This window comes from Paraburkholderia sp. BR10936 (assembly GCF_040965735.1).
GTDB lineage: Bacteria > Pseudomonadota > Gammaproteobacteria > Burkholderiales > Burkholderiaceae > Paraburkholderia > Paraburkholderia nodosa_A.
This window is the reverse complement of the sequence record NZ_JBFRCM010000001.1, coordinates 281,260-298,279: the sequence shown is the minus strand read 5'-3', so window position 1 is coordinate 298,279 and position 17,020 is coordinate 281,260. Positions and strand designations below refer to the sequence as shown.

14 protein-coding genes and 1 other RNA gene are annotated in these 17,020 nt (G+C 66.0%); 6 read left to right on the top strand and 9 right to left on the bottom strand.

Annotated features, from left to right (window positions below):
• Positions 1-57: 57 nt before the first annotated feature.
• Positions 58-597, bottom strand: a complete 540-nt coding sequence (locus AB4Y36_RS01405) for an N-acetyltransferase family protein (RefSeq protein ID WP_368682144.1) — start codon at positions 595-597, stop codon at positions 58-60.
• Positions 598-941: 344 nt separating this feature from the next.
• Here AB4Y36_RS01405 and AB4Y36_RS01400 point away from each other — a divergent pair, with 344 nt between their 5' ends.
• Complete coding sequence (locus AB4Y36_RS01400) at positions 942-2,237, top strand: MFS transporter (RefSeq protein WP_069262655.1); 1,296 nt, start codon at positions 942-944, stop codon at positions 2,235-2,237.
• A gap of 83 nt (positions 2,238-2,320) precedes the next feature.
• On the opposite strand, the gene AB4Y36_RS01395 is transcribed toward AB4Y36_RS01400, so the two are convergent.
• Positions 2,321-4,258 (bottom strand): tetratricopeptide repeat protein, encoded by a 1,938-nt coding sequence (locus AB4Y36_RS01395; protein WP_368682143.1) that lies wholly within the window; start codon positions 4,256-4,258, stop codon positions 2,321-2,323.
• 153 nt (positions 4,259-4,411) lie between these two features.
• On the opposite strand from AB4Y36_RS01395, the gene AB4Y36_RS01390 reads away from it, so the two are divergent.
• The 3 genes from AB4Y36_RS01390 (at position 4,412) to AB4Y36_RS01380 (ending at position 7,885) form a co-directional block, all read left to right on the top strand.
• On the top strand, positions 4,412-4,732 hold the full coding sequence (locus AB4Y36_RS01390; protein ID WP_368610226.1) for an ArsR/SmtB family transcription factor: 321 nt from the start codon (positions 4,412-4,414) through the stop codon (positions 4,730-4,732).
• Positions 4,729-5,787 (top strand): cation diffusion facilitator family transporter, encoded by a 1,059-nt coding sequence (locus tag AB4Y36_RS01385; RefSeq protein WP_342948566.1) that lies wholly within the window; start codon positions 4,729-4,731, stop codon positions 5,785-5,787. The genes AB4Y36_RS01390 and AB4Y36_RS01385 overlap by 4 nt, the downstream gene beginning before the upstream one ends.
• A 409-nt stretch (positions 5,788-6,196) precedes the next feature.
• Positions 6,197-7,885 carry an FAD-dependent monooxygenase gene (locus tag AB4Y36_RS01380; RefSeq protein ID WP_342948567.1) on the top strand — a complete coding sequence of 563 codons (1,689 nt, stop codon included), beginning with the start codon at positions 6,197-6,199 and terminating at the stop codon, positions 7,883-7,885.
• Positions 7,886-7,931: 46 nt separating this feature from the next.
• Here the strand turns inward: AB4Y36_RS01380 and AB4Y36_RS01375 are convergent, their stop codons facing one another.
• Genes AB4Y36_RS01375 through AB4Y36_RS01360 form a run of 4 tightly spaced genes read right to left on the bottom strand, consistent with a single transcriptional unit; the run spans position 7,932 to position 13,206 of the window.
• Positions 7,932-8,171: a formate dehydrogenase subunit delta gene (locus AB4Y36_RS01375; protein ID WP_042260984.1), complete on the bottom strand. Its 240-nt coding sequence runs from the start codon at positions 8,169-8,171 to the stop codon at positions 7,932-7,934.
• A 4-nt stretch (positions 8,172-8,175) separates the two neighbouring features.
• On the bottom strand, positions 8,176-11,112 hold the full coding sequence (gene fdhF, locus AB4Y36_RS01370) for a formate dehydrogenase subunit alpha (protein ID WP_368616002.1): 2,937 nt from the start codon (positions 11,110-11,112) through the stop codon (positions 8,176-8,178).
• A gap of 13 nt (positions 11,113-11,125) precedes the next feature.
• Positions 11,126-12,697 carry a formate dehydrogenase beta subunit gene (locus tag AB4Y36_RS01365; RefSeq protein WP_368682142.1) on the bottom strand — a complete coding sequence of 524 codons (1,572 nt, stop codon included), beginning with the start codon at positions 12,695-12,697 and terminating at the stop codon, positions 11,126-11,128.
• Positions 12,694-13,206 carry an NAD(P)H-dependent oxidoreductase subunit E gene (locus tag AB4Y36_RS01360; protein ID WP_368682290.1) on the bottom strand — a complete coding sequence of 171 codons (513 nt, stop codon included), beginning with the start codon at positions 13,204-13,206 and terminating at the stop codon, positions 12,694-12,696. The genes AB4Y36_RS01365 and AB4Y36_RS01360 overlap by 4 nt, the downstream gene beginning before the upstream one ends.
• A gap of 130 nt (positions 13,207-13,336) precedes the next feature.
• Here AB4Y36_RS01360 and AB4Y36_RS01355 point away from each other — a divergent pair, with 130 nt between their 5' ends.
• On the top strand, positions 13,337-14,434 hold the full coding sequence (locus AB4Y36_RS01355; RefSeq protein ID WP_368682141.1) for a substrate-binding domain-containing protein: 1,098 nt from the start codon (positions 13,337-13,339) through the stop codon (positions 14,432-14,434).
• 112 nt (positions 14,435-14,546) lie between these two features.
• Entirely contained in the window at positions 14,547-14,813 is a 267-nt protein-coding gene (locus AB4Y36_RS01350) for a hypothetical protein (RefSeq protein WP_069262647.1), read from the top strand.
• 187 nt (positions 14,814-15,000) lie between these two features.
• Here the strand turns inward: AB4Y36_RS01350 and ssrA are convergent.
• From ssrA to ubiG, 3 genes are all read right to left on the bottom strand, one after another.
• Positions 15,001-15,370, bottom strand: a transfer-messenger RNA (tmRNA) gene (gene ssrA, locus AB4Y36_RS01345).
• A 103-nt stretch (positions 15,371-15,473) separates the two neighbouring features.
• Positions 15,474-16,196, bottom strand: coding sequence for an HAD-IA family hydrolase (locus AB4Y36_RS01340; protein WP_069262646.1), 723 nt, complete (start codon positions 16,194-16,196; stop codon positions 15,474-15,476).
• Positions 16,197-16,282: 86 nt separating this feature from the next.
• The gene (gene ubiG / locus AB4Y36_RS01335; RefSeq protein ID WP_069262645.1) at positions 16,283-16,981 is read right to left on the bottom strand and encodes a bifunctional 2-polyprenyl-6-hydroxyphenol methylase/3-demethylubiquinol 3-O-methyltransferase UbiG; all 699 of its coding nucleotides are present in this window, start codon (positions 16,979-16,981) and stop codon (positions 16,283-16,285) included.
• Between the last annotated feature and the right edge of the window lie 39 nt (positions 16,982-17,020).

The following is a 17,020-nucleotide window of genomic DNA, read 5'->3' as shown; positions in this document are numbered from 1 at the left end:
CCCGGCCGCGCGCAACCTGCGTGCGGCTTTTTTATTTCGGTCGCCTTCCTCGGAGTCCTACCCGATTCCGAGCTCGTCGAGCCGGTATACGTAACGCAGTGCGGTAATGTCGATGCCGCCCATGCGGTCGGGCTCCGAGCCGGAATAGGTCCAACCCTGGCGCTCATAGAACGCAATCGCGGGCGTGTTGCCGTCGAGCACGTACAGATAGAGCTGCGTCTCGCCCTGGGCGCGCGCCCAGTCCTGCGCTGCGCGCATGAGCCGCTTGCCGACGCCGGTGCCCTGATGCGCCGGCAGCGCATGAAGATTGTCGAGCAACACGCCCCAGGGAGAGCCTGGCTGGCGTTCGACGCACACGAAGCCCACGGCCGCACCCGATGCAAGCTCGGCGATCAGAACGAGCCGCCGTTCGCCGCCTGGCGCCTCCATGCGCGCGCGCCAGTAAGCCGCGCGCTCGGCGTCGACTTCGCGCTCGAGAAACGCAGCGGGCAGCAGCGCACGATACGTGGCCTGCCAGCTTGCGGCGTGCATGGCGGCGAGCAAGGGAGCATCGGCGACGGTGGCCGGACGCAGCGTGAGGGCGGGGATTTCGGGCATGCGGATGGCGGACGTGTGGGCGTCTGGATCAGGGCGCGCGTCGGGGGCCGCGCGCCGAGCCCTGCTGCAAGATATTTTGCCCCATTCGAGGATATTCGCGGCGGGCTTGCCACGCGTGAAAGCATGACGAAGTGTAATCGTAATAAAAATGGAAGAAATGACTTCCGTTGATGCTTTTTGCTAGCCTCTTTTAAGGAAATGCCCGAATATCTGAGTCCCGGCGCGTACCGCACAATAAAATGCCCGCGCGCGCGCCCGCGCGACCCTCGCTTTACCGCGAGTGATTGTTTCTCACTGTCCCGCGAGCCGCTCAGGTTTCCCGGACAGTCTCTTCAGAGAGTGTCATGTCTACCGCGTCCCACGCATCCCCAGGCGAATCAAAGTTCCGGACCGTTTTCCGCGTCGTCAGCGGCAACTTCCTGGAAATGTACGATTTCATGGTCTACGGCTACTACGCTTCGGCGATCGCCCGGACCTACTTCCCGAGTGACAATGCGTTCGCTTCGCTGATGCTCACGCTGTCCGTGTTCGGCGCAGGCTTCCTCGTGCGTCCGCTCGGCGCCATCATCCTCGGCGCGTACATCGACCATCACGGCCGCCGCAAGGGCCTCATGCTTACGCTCGGCCTGATGGCGTTCGGCACGCTCGCGGTTGCCGTCGTGCCGGGTTACGCGACCATCGGCATACTCGCGCCGGCGCTCGTGCTGGTGGGTCGCCTGCTGCAGGGCTTCTCGGCGGGCGTGGAACTGGGCGGCGTCTCGGTCTATCTCTCCGAGATCGCGACCAAGGGCAACAAGGGCTTCTACGTCTCGTGGCAGTCGGGCAGCCAGCAGGTCGCCGTGGTGTTTGCCGCGCTGCTGGGCGTGCTGCTGCATCGCCTGCTGCCGGTCGAGCACATGACGAATTGGGGCTGGCGTGTGCCGTTCCTCATCGGCTGCCTGATCGTGCCGTTCCTCTTCATCATTCGCCGCTCGCTCCAGGAAACGGAGGAGTTCGCGAAGAGGAAGCATCGTCCCTCGATGGGCGAAATCATGGCGTCGATGGTGCAGAACTGGGGCGTCGTGATTGCCGGTATGGGCATGGTCATCATGACCACCGTGTCGTTCTACCTCATTACCGCCTATACGCCGACCTTCGGCAAGGAAGTGCTCAGGTTGAACGAGATCGACACGCTGATCGTGACGGTTTGCATCGGCTTGTCGAATCTCTTCTGGCTGCCGGTTTCCGGCGCGGTTTCGGACCGTGTGGGCCGCCGCCCGATGTTGATCACCTTCACTGTGCTCACGATCCTCACCGCCTATCCCACGGTGCAGTGGCTCGTGGCGGAACCGTCGTTCGGCCGCCTGCTCACGGTCGAGCTGTGGCTGTCGTTCCTCTACGCCTGCTACAACGGCGCGATGGTCGTGGCGCTCACCGAAGTCATGCCCGCCGACGTGCGCACCGCCGGCTTCTCGCTTGCCTACAGCCTCGCGACGACGATCGGCGGTTTCACGCCGGCGATCTCGACCTACCTCATTCACGTGAGCGGCAACAAGGCTGCGCCGGGTGCGTGGATGGGCGTCGCGGGCGTGTGCGGCCTGATCGCGACGCTCGTGCTCTATCGCACGCCGGAAGCGCGCAATCAGTACAAGGCGGCTTGATTTGCGGATCGGTTGATCTGCGATTTCGCGGCAAAAGCAATAAAAAACGGGGCGCTCAGGCGCCCCGTTTTTTATTGTGTCGCTTACGCGTCGCGCAACTCGCGCGCGACCGTCTCCACGACTTCCGCCCACGCATGCGGGCGCGGCTGACGCACGAGTCGCGCGCGCGGGTACCAGGGGCTTTCGTCGGTGCCCGCAAACCAGCGCCAGTCCGCGGCGAACGGCAGCATGACCCAAAGTTTTGCGCCCAGCGCGCCCGCGAGGTGGGCGATCGACGTATCGATCGACACGACGGCGTCCAGACGTTCGATCACGGCCGCGGTATCCGCGAAGTCCTGCAGCTTGCCGCCGAGACGGTGGATCGAGCGCGCCCGCGGATGCGCGTCGAGCGCCGCGTGTTCCGCTGCGCTGAGTTCGGGCTGCAGGACGATCCAGTCGATGCCGTCGAGCGCGAAAAGCGGTTCGAGCGCGGCGAGCGCAATCGCGCGATTTTCGTGCTTCTGGATGCGTCCGGACCACGCGAGGCCGATCTTGCGCCGCGCCTGGCCGCCCAGCGAGCCGCGCCACTTGCGCCTGTAGGCAGTGCTCGCGTTGAGGTAGGGCGTGCGCGCCGGCAGTGTGTCGATGCTCGTGCCGAGCGCGAGCGGCAGCGAGAGGAGCGGGCAGTGCAGGTCGGCGGCCGGCCGCGGCGCGCCCTGCTCGACGAGCGTGACACGCCAGGCCTCGGCCGCGGGCGCGATGAGCGGCACGAGCGCGCGCTGCACTTCGAGCACGACGCGCGCACTGGCTTTCTGTGCCACGGCCACGACTTGCGGCACGAAGCGCACGAACTGGAGCGTGTCGCCGTAACCCTGCTCGGCCTCGATCAGCAGCGTGCGGCCGTTCAGGGGCTCGCCGTGCCAGCGTGGCAGCGCACTTTGCGGCGTGCGCGGCGCAATCGGTGCACTCACCTGCGGGGGCGGGGTGTAGCCCGCGCCGCGCGGTGCGTTGGCGTGCGCCTCGTCGCGTGCGGCCGGATCGAGCCGCCATTCGTACCCGGGCAGTCCACGCCGGAAGTCGCCGAGCGTGAGCCACGTGAGCGCGCGATTCAAATGCGCGGCGGCCAGATCGGGCCGCACGCGCAGCGCTTCGTCGAAGGCGCGCAGCGCGGCCGCATGGCGGCCGAGCGCGTGATGCGCCACGCCGAGCGCAAGCCAGGCGAGGGCAAATTTCGGATCGAAGCCGATCGCACGCTCGTAGGGTCCGATGGCAGCGTCGTGGCGGCCGAGCGCGGCGAGCGCATTACCGAGCCCGAACAGGGCAGGCCCGAAATGCGGCTGCAGCGAAAGCGCCGTTTCGAAGGCGGCCACGGCCTCGCTGTGATGGCCGGTCGCATCGAGCGTATTCGCAAGATTGAAATGCGCGGCGACGAAGCGCGGCTGCACGCGCAGCGCCTTCTGGAACTGTTCGATCGCGCTCGCGCTGTCGCCAAGCGCGTTGAGCGACATGCCGAGATTGTTGTGCGCCCCTGCATGGCCCGGGCGGATCTTGAGCGCGCGGCGAAACGAGTCGGCGGCTTCGGCATGGCGGCCGAGCGCGTGCAGCGCGTTGCCGAGATTGTTGTGCGAGGAGGCGTCGCCGGGCTGCAGGCGCACGGCCTGGCCGAACGCGTACATCGCGTCCTCGTGCCGGCCGATCGCCGCATAGGCGTTGCCGAGGTTGTAATGCGCGAGGGCAAAGGCGGGTGCGAGCGTGAGCGCGTTGCGAAAGCGCTCGATCGCGCCTTCCAGTTCGCCGAGTGCCTTGAGCGCGTTGCCCAGGTTCAGCTGGAGCGCGGCGTCGTCAGGGCGCAAGGCGACCGCGCGACGCACGAGGTCCGCGGCTTCGGCGTGCTGGCCTCGCTGATGCCGCAGCACGCCGAGCAGATGCAGCGCATCGACGTGCACGGGATCGGCGGCGAGCGTCGCGCGGTAGTCGCGCTCGGCGTCGTCCAGCCGGCCGTCGCGATGTGCGGCGTACGCGCGGACAAAAAGCTGTTCCATGACTGAAGAAGCAAAACGATCGAGACACAAAGGCGGCATTTTCCCACACTCGCGGACCCGTTCCCGAAGTTGGCCGAATGTTGAATGAAAGTTGACCTGCCGCTGTTGCCGAACTAACATATGAACATCTGTTCATATGTATCGTGTGTAGTCATGACCCCAGTTTCCGATGACGAGCGCATCGTACCGCTCGCCGACCTCTTTCGTTTGCTCGGCGACGCAACCCGTCTGCGTATCGTGCTCGCCTGTGTTGAGGACCGGATCGCGGTGGGGGCGATCGCCGACACGCTCGGTCTTTCGCCGTCGCTCGTGAGTCACCATCTGCGGCTTTTGCGCGCCGCGCGCGTCGTGCGCGCCGAACGCGAGGGCAAACAGATGTTCTACACGGCCGCGGACGCGCATATCAGCGCGATGATCGCCGGCATGCTGGAACACGTGGCCGAGCCCTCGGCGCAATGGCAGGAGGGCGCATGAGCGCAGCGGATCACGAACACGCGCATGACGGCGAGGGCGCCGGGAAGCACGAGGGCGAGCACGACCCTGCGCACGACGCCCACGCGCCGCACGGACAGGCTCACGCGCACGGCCACCATCACCATCATCACGCGAGCGTCGCGGGCCACGGCCGCGCGTTCGCCATCGCCGTCGCGCTAAACGTCTTCATCGTCGTCGTACAGGCGGTGTACGGCGTGCTCGCGCATTCCACCGCGCTGCTCGCCGACGCCGGCCACAATCTCTCCGACGTGCTCGGCCTGCTGCTCGCCTGGGGCGCCGGGTGGCTCGCCATGCGCCGTCCGTCGGCGCGCTTCACATTCGGGTTCGGCAGCTCGTCGATCCTCGCCTCGCTCGCCAACGCCGCGCTGCTCCTGCTCGCGTGCGGCGCGATCCTCGCGCAGGCGCTTGGCCGGCTGTTCCATCCGGCACCGGTCGCGGGCTTCGATGTGTTCGTCGTGGCGACCATCGGCATGGTGGTCAACGGTTTTTCGGCATGGCTTTTCATGCGCGGGCAAAAGGACGACCTGAACATTCGCGGCGCCTTCCTGCACATGGCCGCCGACGCCGGTGTTTCCGCCGCCGTGGCCGTGAGCGGTCTGCTGATTCTTGCGACCGGCTGGAGCTGGATCGATCCGCTCATGTCGATCGCCGTGGTGCTCGTGATCGTGTACGGCACCTGGGGGCTGTTGCGCGAGTCGGTGCGGCTTGCCCTCGCGGCCGTGCCCGAGAACGTCGACATCGTGCGCGTGCGCGGCTTCCTTGTGCAGCAGGAGGGGGTCGTCGACGTGCATGACCTGCACGTCTGGGCGCTTTCGACCACGGGCTGTGCGTTGAGCGCGCACCTCGTGATGCCGGCTGGGCACCCCGGCGACGCCGCGCTCGATCATATGGTCGAGTCGCTCCAGGTGCGCTTCGGCATGCGGCACGTGACGTTGCAGGTGGATCTCGGCACGAGCGAGCATCGCTGCGCACTGGAGATGCCGGACGTCGCGCACAGGCACACGCCAACGCGCGGGCATCCGCACGCGCACTGAAGCGCGGCCATTCGCGCAGCGACTTCCCGCTCGATTCAAAGCGCATTTGATGCGCTGCCGCGCGACCGGTCCCGGCGCGGGCGATACACTAAGGGCCTGCTCACATGAATAACAGGCTTGCGCTGGCCACCAGAAGGGCCGAGCGCAAGGATTGCGACGAAGCGAATACTCAACGTATTCGTGAGGAGCATGACGCAGCGATCGGCCCTTCTGGTGGCCAGCCCCTGTAATGCAATTAGTTGGTTTGGGGAACGTGCCTTGCCGGCCGCATTGCAGCGTCGCGCGTCGCTTGATTGGCTCGGCCAAACGGCGCGCCGCCCTCCTTGCACTGCAGCCGGCAAGGCGCGTTCGCAAGCCTGTTGTTCATGTGAGCAGGCCCTTGTATCGTGTCGAGCGCATGGAGGTCTGCATGGCCGTGGCTTCTTCTCTCGCGCCCGTGCTCATCGTGGGCGCGGGACCCACCGGGCTCGCCGCCGCGATGAGTCTTGCGCGCGCGCATATCCCCGTGCGGCTGATCGATCGCGCGCCGCAGCCCGGACGCCACTCGCGGGCGATCGGCATTCAGGCGCGCACGCTCGAGCTGTTCGAGCAGCATCGCATCGTCGAGCCGTTTCTCGAACTCGGCCACCGCGCCCATATTGCGAATCTCTATTCGAACGGTCAGCGCCGCGCGCGGCTCGACTTCGATCCGCTCTTCACGCGCTATCCCTATCTGCTCTTCATTGAACAGACGGTTACCGAACGCATCCTCGGCGGGCATCTCGCGACGCTCGGCGTGGAGATCGAGCGCGGCTGCGAACTGCTGGAGTACACCCAGGGCTCGGCCGGCGCGAGCGCGGAAGTGCGCCGCCCGGACGGGCGCGTCGAGTCGGTGCGCTGCGCTTACGTGATCGCTGCCGACGGCGCGCATAGCACCGTGCGCCATCGCCTCGACATGAAGTTCGACGGCGAGACGATGGCGCAGTCGTTCCTGCTCGCCGACCTGAGCGCGAGCACGCCCTGGTCCGACGACGAGTTCCACATCTTCGCCTCGGGCGACGGTCTCGCCGCGCTCTTTCCGTTCGGCCACGGCCGTTACCGCCTGATCGCCGATCACAAGGCCATGCTGCCCGCCGCGCCCGAAGGCACGATCCCCGTGCCCACGCTGGAAGAATGCCGCGACATCATCCTGCAGCGCGTGCACCATCCGGTGTCGGTCTCGGACATGAGCTGGGCTTCGTACTTCAGCGTGAACAGCCGCATGGTGCGGCAGCTGCGCGTCGAGCGCACCTTCTTTGCCGGCGACGCCGCGCACGTGCACAGCCCCGCGGGCGCGCAGGGCTTGAACACCGGCATCCAGGAAGCCTTCAATCTGGGCTGGAAGATCGCGCGCGTGCACGCGCGCGGCGCGCCCGAGCGCCTGCTCGACACCTATCATGCGGAGCGTTATCCGATCGAGCGGCTCGTGCTGCAACAGACGAGCTTCATGACGCAACTGGTGGAAGCCGATCACGGCCCGCTCAAGCTGCTGCGCGAGCGCGTGATGCCGGCGCTCGTCGCGCTCGGGCCGCTGCGCGACGCGGCGCGCCAGGCGGTGAGCGAGCTGTCGATCCAGTACCGCCGCAGCCCGCTCACGCTCGAGCGCGTGCTGGACGGCGGCCCTCGCGCGGGCGAGCGCGCCCCGGATGCATTCGTGCGCGTGGTGAACGGTCCGCTTGGCAAGGCGCCGGGCAAGGGGCGCATCTTCGATCTGCACGACCCAGCGTGCTTTTCGTTGTTCCTGCTGGTGGAGGGCGACGCCGACGCGGCAGCGGCGAAAAACGGTGCAGAGGTGAGCGCAATGCTCAAGCGTCTTGCCGAAGCCGTCGAGCGGCTGTTTCCGCAGGCGCTGCGAGTGTGGTGGATCGCCGATCTCGCCAATGGCGAGACGCCGCTGGCGGGCGAGGGTGCGGCAACGCTCACCGAATCGTACGGGCGCACGCGGCCCGCGTTTTATCTGATGCGGCCCGACGGCTATATCGGCGCGCGGGGGCGTCCCGCGTCGGACCTCAATGCCCTGCTGCGCCACTGCGAGACGTGGTACGCGGCTGCGGGCTTTGCCCAGGCGCCGGCGGTCTGAACCGCGCGGCGCCGTGCGTCTCATGTGACGGGCCGGCTGGCCCCGCTCAAGCCGCCGCGGGCGTCAGCGCCTCGCGATGCTTCGTGAGCGAGGCGAGCACGATCTCCGTGAAGCCCGCTTGTTCGCCTTCGCCATCGAGCGCCGCGAGCAGCGTGCGGCGCATACGCGGCTCCCAGAACTTGCGGATGTGCTCCGCGATGCCCGTGAGCGCTTCCTCGCGATCGGGCAGCGAGTCGAAGAACATGCCTATCTGGTTCGCCATTTCGATCAAGTGATCCGCTTTCATCGCTTTATTTCCCTGAGGTTGTAAGCGGTTCGCGCTTGCTGAGCAGCTCGAGCTGGGTGGTGTTGAAGCGCGAGTATTCGCGCTGCCACTCCGAAGGCTGCTGCACGTGGCTGACCTGCACGGCCGTCACCTTGTACTCGGGGCAGTTCGTGGCCCAGTCCGAGGCATCCGTGGTGATGACGTTCGCGCCCGACTCGGGGAAGTGGAACGTCGTATAGACCACGCCCGGCTGCATGCGCGTGCTGACTTGCGCGCGCAGCACCGTATGGCCCGCGCGCGATTCGATCCCCACCCAGTCGCCGTCGCGGATGCCGCGGTCTTCGGCGTCCACCGGATGGATCTCGAGGCGGTCCTCCTCGTGCCAGCGCGAGTTCTCGGTGCGGCGGGTTTGCGCGCCCACGTTGTACTGCGAGAGGATGCGGCCCGTCGTGAGCAGGAGCGGGAAGCGGCGCGTGACCTTCTCCGGCGAGGCGATGAACTTCGTGATGACGAATTTGCCCTTGCCGCGCACGAACTCGTCGATGTGCATGATCGGGGTGCCTTCGGGCGCATCTTCGTTGCACGGCCACTGGATGCTGCCCATCTCGTCGATCTTCTTGTACGAGACGCCGTGGAACGTAGGCGTGAGGCGCGCGATCTCGTCCATGATCTGCGACGGATGCGTGTAGTCCATCTCGTAGCCGAGCGCACGCGAGAGCAGGATCGTCACTTCCCAGTCCGAGTAGCCGGCGATCGGCGGCATGACCTTGCGCACGCGCGAGATGCGGCGCTCGGCGTTGGTGAACGTCCCGTCCTTTTCGAGGAACGACGAGCCCGGCAGCAGCACGTGCGCGTACTTCGCCGTCTCGTTCAGGAAGATGTCCTGCACGACGATGCATTCCATCGACGCAAGCGCCGCCGCCACGTGCTGCGTGTTCGGGTCGGACTGAACGATGTCCTCGCCCTGGCAGTAGAGGCCCATGAAGGTGCCGTCGAGCGCCGCTTCGAACATGTTCGGAATGCGCAGGCCCGGCTCGCTTTGCAGCGCGACGTTCCAGGCCGCCTCGAACTCGCCGCGCACGATCGAATCGCCCACGTGGCGGTAGCCCGGCAGCTCGTGCGGGAACGAACCCATATCGCACGAACCCTGCACGTTGTTCTGGCCGCGCAGCGGATTCACGCCCACGCCTTCGCGGCCGATGTTGCCCGTGGCCATCGCGAGGTTGGCGATGCCCATCACCATCGTCGAGCCTTGTGCATGTTCCGTGACGCCGAGGCCGTAGTAGATCGCCGAATTGCCTTGCTGCGCATAGAGGCGCGCGGCGGCGCGCACCTGCTCGGCGGGCACGCCGGTCACTTCGGCCATCGTTTCGGGCGAGTTTTCCGGCAGCGAGACGAAATCGCGCCATTGCTCGAACGCGCGCGTCTCGCAGCGCTCCGCCACGAACGACTCATTCACGAGCCCTTCGGTCACGATCACGTGCGCGATCGAGTTGATCATCGCGACGTTGGTGCCCGGGCGCAGTTGCAGGTGATGCTCGGCCTTCACGTGCGCGGTATCGACGATGTCGATGCGGCGCGGATCGACGACGATGAGCTTCGCGCCCTGACGCACGCGGCGCTTCAGGCGCGAGCCGAACACCGGATGGCCGTCGGTGGGGTTCGCGCCGATCACGATAATCACGTCGGAGTGATCGACCGAAGCGAAGGTCTGCGTACCCGCCGATTCGCCGAGCGTGGTCTTGAGACCGTAGCCCGTTGGCGAGTGACACACGCGTGCGCAGGTATCGACGTTGTTGTTGCCGAACGCGGCGCGCACGAGCTTCTGGACGAGGTAGGTTTCCTCGTTCGTGCAGCGCGACGACGTGATGCCGCCGATCGAATCGCGCCCGTGCTTCGCCTGGATGCGGCGGAACTCGCTCGCGGCGTAGTTGATCGCTTCGTCCCAGCTCACTTCGCGCCACGGATCGGTGATCTTCGCGCGGATCATCGGCTTCTTGATGCGATCCTTGTGCGTCGCGTAGCCCCATGCGAAGCGGCCCTTCACGCAGGCATGGCCTTCGTTCGCCTGGCCGTTCTTGTGCGGGACCATGCGCACGACTTCATTGCCCTTCATCTCGGCCTTGAACGAGCAGCCCACGCCGCAATAGGCGCAGGTCGTCACGACCGAGTGCTCGGCCTGGCCCAGCATCACGACGGTCTTTTCCTGCAGCGTCGCGGTCGGGCACGCGGCGACGCAGGCGCCGCACGACACGCATTCCGAGTCCATGAACGATTCGCTCGCGCCGGCGGCGACGCGCGATTCGAAGCCGCGCCCGGCGATGGTCAGCGCGAACGTGCCTTGCGTCTCTTCACAGGCGCGCACGCAACGATTGCAGACGATGCACTTCGACGGGTCATACGTGAAGTACGGATTCGATTCGTCCTTCTTGTCCTTCAGGTGATTCGCGCCGTCAAAGCCGTAGCGCACTTCGCGCAGGCCCGTCACGCCGGCCATGTCCTGCAGTTCGCAGTCGCCATTGGCGGGGCAGGTGAGGCAGTCGAGCGGGTGATCGGAGATGTAGAGCTCCATCACGTTGCGGCGCAGCTTCTGCAGCTGGTTGCTTTGCGTGCGCACCTTCATGCCCGCTTCGACCGGCGTCGTGCACGAAGCGGGATAGCCGCGACGGCCTTCGATTTCCACGAGACACAGACGGCACGAACCGAACGGTTCGAGCGAGTCGGTGGCGCAGAGCTTCGGCACGTTGATGCCGGCCTCGATCGAGGCGCGCATCACCGACGTGCCGGCCGGCACGGTGACGGACTGGCCGTCGATCTCGAGCGTGACGTCCACGTCGGCGTGAACGAGCGGCGTGCCGAAATCGGTATCGTCGAAGGGCGAGCGTTGCTTCTTTGCCTGGGACTTGCAGGCGCAATTGCCGGAACCGCAACCACCGGCTTGGGACATGAGCGTGTCGGACATGGTGGCTCCTCGTTCAGGCGGCCGCCGGTTGCTGGCCTGCTTGTTGGGCGACGGGTTCGAGACCGAAATCTTCAGGGAAATGGTTGAGTGCGGAGATCACGGGGTAGGGCGTCATGCCGCCCATCGCGCACAGCGAGCCGGACACCATCGTGTCGCACAGGTCGCGCAGCAGCGTAACCTGCTTTTCGGACGTGTCGCCCTTGCGGATCTTCGCGATCACCTCGACGCCGCGCGTCGAGCCGATGCGGCACGGCGTGCACTTGCCGCACGATTCGAGCGTGCAGAACTCCATCGCGTACTGGGCGAGTTCGGCGAGATTCGACGTGTCGTCGTGCACGACCAGGCCGCCGTGACCCACGACCGCGCCAACGGCCGCATACGCTTCGTAGTCCATGGGAATGTCCCACTGGCTTTCGGGCAGATAGGTGCCGAGCGGGCCGCCCACCTGCACCGCGCGTGCCGGACGGCCGCTGGCGGTGCCCCCGCCGTAGTCGACCATCAGTTCGCGCAGCGTCACGCCGAACGCAAGCTCCACGAGCCCGCCGCGCGCGATATTGCCCGCGAGCTGAAACGGCAGCGTGCCGCGCGAGCGGCCCATGCCGAAGTCCTTGTAGAACGCCGCGCCCTTCGCGAAGATGATCGGCACCGTGGCGAGCGTGATGACGTTGTTGATGACCGTGGGCTTGCCGTACAGGCCGGCGAGCGCCGGCAGCGGCGGCTTGGCGCGCACGATGCCGCGCTTGCCCTCGAGCGACTCGAGCAGCGCCGTTTCCTCGCCGCATACGTAGGCGCCCGCACCCTTGGCCACGAACAGTTCGAAGCGCTTGCCGCTGCCGAGCACGTCGTCGCCGAGCCAGCCGGCAGCACGTGCGCGGCGAATGGCTTCTTCGAGCGCTTCGATCGAATGCGGATACTCGCTGCGCACGTAGATATGGCCCACGGTCGCGCCCACCGCGATGCCCGCGATCGTCATGCCCTCGATCAGCACGTACGGATCGCTTTCCATGACGAGGCGGTCCGAGAACGTGCCCGAATCGCCTTCGTCGGCATTGCAGACGATGTACTTCTGCTCGGCATGCGCGTTCGCAACCGTGCGCCACTTGATGCCGGCCGGGAACGCCGCGCCGCCGCGGCCGCGCAGGCCCGACTCGAGCAGCGCTTCGCAGATATCGGCGCCGGTCATCTTCAACGCATTGCGCAATCCTTCGAGGCCGCCGTGGGCGACGTAGTCGTCGGTGGAAAGCGGGTCGGTGATGCCGATGCGCACGAACGTGAGGCGCTGCTGCTTGCGCAGATACGGAATTTGCTCGACGAGGCCGACGCTGCGTGCGTGCTGGCCGCCTTGCAGGAAGCCGGCGTCGAAGAGTGCGCCGACTTCATCGGGTTCGACGTTCGCATAGCCTACGCGGCCATCGGGCGTTTCGATTTCGACGAGCGGTTCGAGATAAAGCAGGCCGCGCGAGCCGTTGCGCACGAGTTCGATGCTCGCGCCGCGCGCGGCGGCTTCGCGTTCGATGGCCTCGGCGATGGCATCCGCGCCGAGCGCAAGCGCCGAGGAGTCACGGGGAACGTAGACGCGAGTCATGCGGCCTCCTCGGTGCGCACGGTCGCGAGCGCGGCTGCGTAGAGCTTGTCGAACTTCTGCGGGGTCACTTTTGCGTGCAGCGTGCCGTTAATCATCATGGTGGGCGAGAGCGCGCATTGCCCGAGGCAATAGACGGATTCGAGCGCGACCGGGCCTTCGTGCGCGTGCGCGTGTTCGGCGTCGTGGCCGTGCTGTCGGAACCGGCAGCCGGTATGCGACTCGACGTGCTGCGCGAGCGCCTCGCTGCCCATGCTGCGGCAGGCCTCGGCGCGGCACAGCTGAACCGTGACCGGCGCGGGCGGCGCAGTGCGGAAGTGGTGATAGTAGGTGATCACGCCGTGGACCTCGGCGCGCGAGAGATTCAGCGCCTTCGAGAGCGGCACGACCGTGGACGGCGGCACGAAGCCGACTTCGTCCTGAATCGCATGCAGGATCGCAAGCAGCGTGCGGCCTGGTTGTGCGTAACGCAGGACGAGATCGTCCGGCGCGCTAACAGCTGTCTCTTCCATCATGGGGCTTCTCCTGGGCATATATGCACTTGTTATTCATAAAGTGTGCATCTATGCTGCGGTTGTCTTGTTGTCTGACCGAACAATAGGCCCGTGGAAAGGCAGACGCAATAGGAAGGAAAATTTCATAATGATCAAGGTCGAGTGCCATGCGCAGCTAGTCGTGCGCGACGCGGAAGGCCGCGAGGCAAGCCTGACGGACGTTGTACCGTTGCTTGCGCTCGTCGCCGAGGAAGGAAGCATTGCGCAGGCCGCGCAGCGTAAGGGTTTGTCCTATCGCCATGCGTGGGGCGTTTTGCGTGAAGTCGAGGAGCGCCTGGGGGGCGCGTTGATCGCGAAAGCGCGTGGCCGCGGGTCCGTTCTCTCCGAATTGGGCGAGGCTGTGCTGCGCTCCCAGCGCCTGTGCGGGGAGCGGCTGCAGGGCAACCTCGAGGCGCTGGCCAGTGAAGTGGCGAGCGACCTGAACCGCTGGCTCGCGCCCGACGCTCAGGATCTGCGCATCCATGCTTCGCACGGCTACGCGGTGGCGGCGCTCGTGACGGCGCTCGTCGCCGACCAGGTGCCCGTGGAAATCAAGTACCGCGACAGCGTCGATGCGATCACGGCGCTCGCGCGCGGCGAATGCGATCTTGCCGGCTTTCATCTACCGCGCGGCGATTTTCGGGCCGCCTGCGCCAACGCCTACCGGAGCTGGCTCGACCCGCAGCGGCACGTGCTCATCCATCTCACGCAGCGCAAGCAGGGACTCTTCGTCGGGCGCGGCAACCCAAAGCAGATCACAGGTCTCGCCGACCTCGCGCGCGGCGATATCCGTTTCGTGAACCGGCCACCGGGCTCGGGCACGCGCATGCTGATCGATCTGCTGCTCACGCGTATCGGCGTCGATCCTGAGCGCGTGAACGGTTATGCGTCGTCGGAACTCACGCATTCGGCGATCGCCGCATTTGTGGCGAGCGGAATGGCCGACGTGGGCTTCGGCGTTGCGCCGGCGGCGCACCATTTCGGGCTCGATTTCATTGAAATCGCCGACGAAGACTACTATTTCGCGTGTGATCGCGGCCACCTCGCGCACGAGCCGCTGGCGACCGTGCTCGGTTTGCTGCGCGGTGCGGGGTTCCGCGCGTCCGTTGCGCAACTGGAGGGATACGATCCGGCGTCGTGCGGCGACGTGTTGGAACTCGAAGCCGCATGGGGCGGGCCGCTCGAGGGCGAGGCGCGGCCGTTGTAACAGAAGGCAATGGAATGGTCGGACTATGCTGCAGACTGAGGCGCTTTTTGTGATACTTTCAGTTTGTATTCGCTCTCACGTTTCAGATGCGCGCCCGTCGCGCCGATCGACCATGAAATTTGTCCTCAAAGTTGGTGCCGCGGCCGCAACGGCGGCAGTGTTGTTTGCTACGTTCAACGTTGCCTTTGCGCAGAATTCGCCGGGCGTGCCTGGCGGTATTCTGAGCGATCAGTTCAAGTTTAACGAGCATCCGCAGATGCAGTTCGCCGCTTCGGCGCCGTCGGCCAAGTATCAGCATGGCAAGCCGACTGCCGCACGCAAGCGTGGCGATCTGGGTGATCAGAACGGCTGTAATCTGCAGTGCCCGCAGGACAATTGATGATCACGGGGCGCACGCGAAAGTTGCGCCGCTTGTGGAGCAAAGAAAAACTCGCGAGGCCTGAACGGGCCGTCGCGAGTTTTTTTGTTTGCGACTGGCTAGAGTGAGGACTGCAGCAAGCAAAAAGCCCCGACAGCCTTGCGGCGCCGGGGCTCGAGTCCGTTCGTCGTGGACGAAAGGAAAAATCTGGTGGAGCCGGCGGGAATCGAACCCGCGTCCAGAAGCAGTCCATAACCAGTTCTACATGCGTAGTTCTGTCGTTTGATTTAACCGGAGCGACGCGGACGAACACGCTGCGCTACGGCGATTCACTGGATTTTCGACCTTGGCGTCGTGACGCCACCAAGGCTTAACTGACGTAAATGACCTCTGGCGGTATTGCTACCGGTCTTGCGACGCTAGCCCGTCAGTGAGCCAGGCAGAGGACGGCGGCCCTTAGGCTGCCAGTGCGAACGTATCGTCGTTTGCAGTTACGTTTTTCCCATTGATTAACGAGGTGACGGGTCCTCGGCATGCCCTGATTACTTCATAACCCCTGTCGAAACCAGGTCGGCCCCAGAGGATGGAACAATTATCCCATAGTTCGCCATATGAGGCGAACCGTGCCCGGTTCAAGGGCGCGCGGGGCTCTTCGCGATCAAAAGCCGCTGTAGCACCGCCTCAGGCCGCCTTGCCGATGTGCTGAAGCAGGGCGAACAGTGCCGCCGTGGTGTCCGCGACATATTGCGCGTCCCACTGCGAGGGCGGTACGTCGTTGCCGCAGTAGCCGTAGGCGGCGGCGATCGTCGCCATGCCCGCCGCGGCGCCCGCCTGCACGTCGCGCAGATCGTCGCCGACATAGACCACGCGCTGCGGCGCGATGCCGAGCGCCTCGGCCGCGTGCAGCAATGGCGCCGGATGCGGCTTGGAATAGGGCGTCGTATCGCCGCTCACCACGCAGCTAGCGCGCGTGTCCAGATGCATCAGTTTCACGAGCGGCTCGGTGAGACGGGCGACCTTGTTGGTCACGATGCCCCAGCGCACGCCGCGTGCGTCGAGGTCGTCGAGCACCGCATCGATACCGGCGAAGAGCGCCGTCTCGATGCGCAGATTCGCCTCGTAGTTGGCGAGAAACTCCTCGCGCATCGCGGCGAACTCGCGATCGTCGGGGCCGATCCCGAACGCGCCGCCAATCAGGCCGCGTGCGCCCGCCGAAGCGAGCGGACGCAGCTTCTCGAGCGGCGTGGGCACGAGACCGCGCGCGTGGCGCATCTGGTTGACGGCGGCGGCGAGGTCCGGGGCCGTATCGGCGAGCGTGCCGTCGAAGTCGAACAGCACGGCGTCGCAGGCGGCAAGCGCTGCGGCGCTCTCCGCGGCAGGTTGGGCGTTCGTGGGTGAATTCATGTCTGGAAGCGATGGCGCGGCGCGCCGGTGTGCAGGGAATGCCGCCGGAGCAGGGTGATCCGGCGGCGCCGCTCGCGCAAGAGCCGTCAGGCGCCGCGCCGGCAAGCGATCATGTAATTCACGCTGGAGTCGTTCGATAGCGCGAAGTGCCGCGTGAGCGGGTTATACGTGATGCCCTTGATCTCGGCGACGTGCATGCCGGCGTCACGCACGAACGCGGCAAGCTCCGAGGGGCGGATGAAGCGCGCGTAGTCGTGCGTGCCCTTGGGCAGCATCTGCGCGATGTATTCCGCGCCGATCACAGCGAGAAGATACGACTTCACGTTGCGATTGAGCGTCGAAAAGAACACCCAGCCGCCAGGCTTCACTAGCGTCGCGCAGGCCTTCACGACTTCGGCGGGCTGCGGCACGTGTTCGAGCATTTCCATGCAGGTCACGACGTCGAACGACGCCGGTTCGCGCGCGGCGATCGCTTCGGCTGCGATCAGTTCGTAGTCCACCGTCACGCCGCTCTCGAGGCTATGCAGGTCGGCCACGCCGAGCGCCTCGCGCGACAGGTCGATGCCTTTTACGGTTGCGCCGAGTCCCGCCATCGATTCGGAAAGGATGCCGCCGCCGCAGCCGATGTCGAGCACGCGCCTGGAAGGCAGATGCGCATGGCTGTCTATCCAGGCGAGGCGAATGGGGTTGAGTTCGTGCAGCGGCTTGAATTCGGCGTTCGGGTCCCACCAGCGATGAGCGAGATCGCTGAATTTCTGCAGCTCGTGGGGATCGGCATTCGTCATGTCGTGGCAGCCTGAAGCGCGGTACGGGTCGGAAAGAAT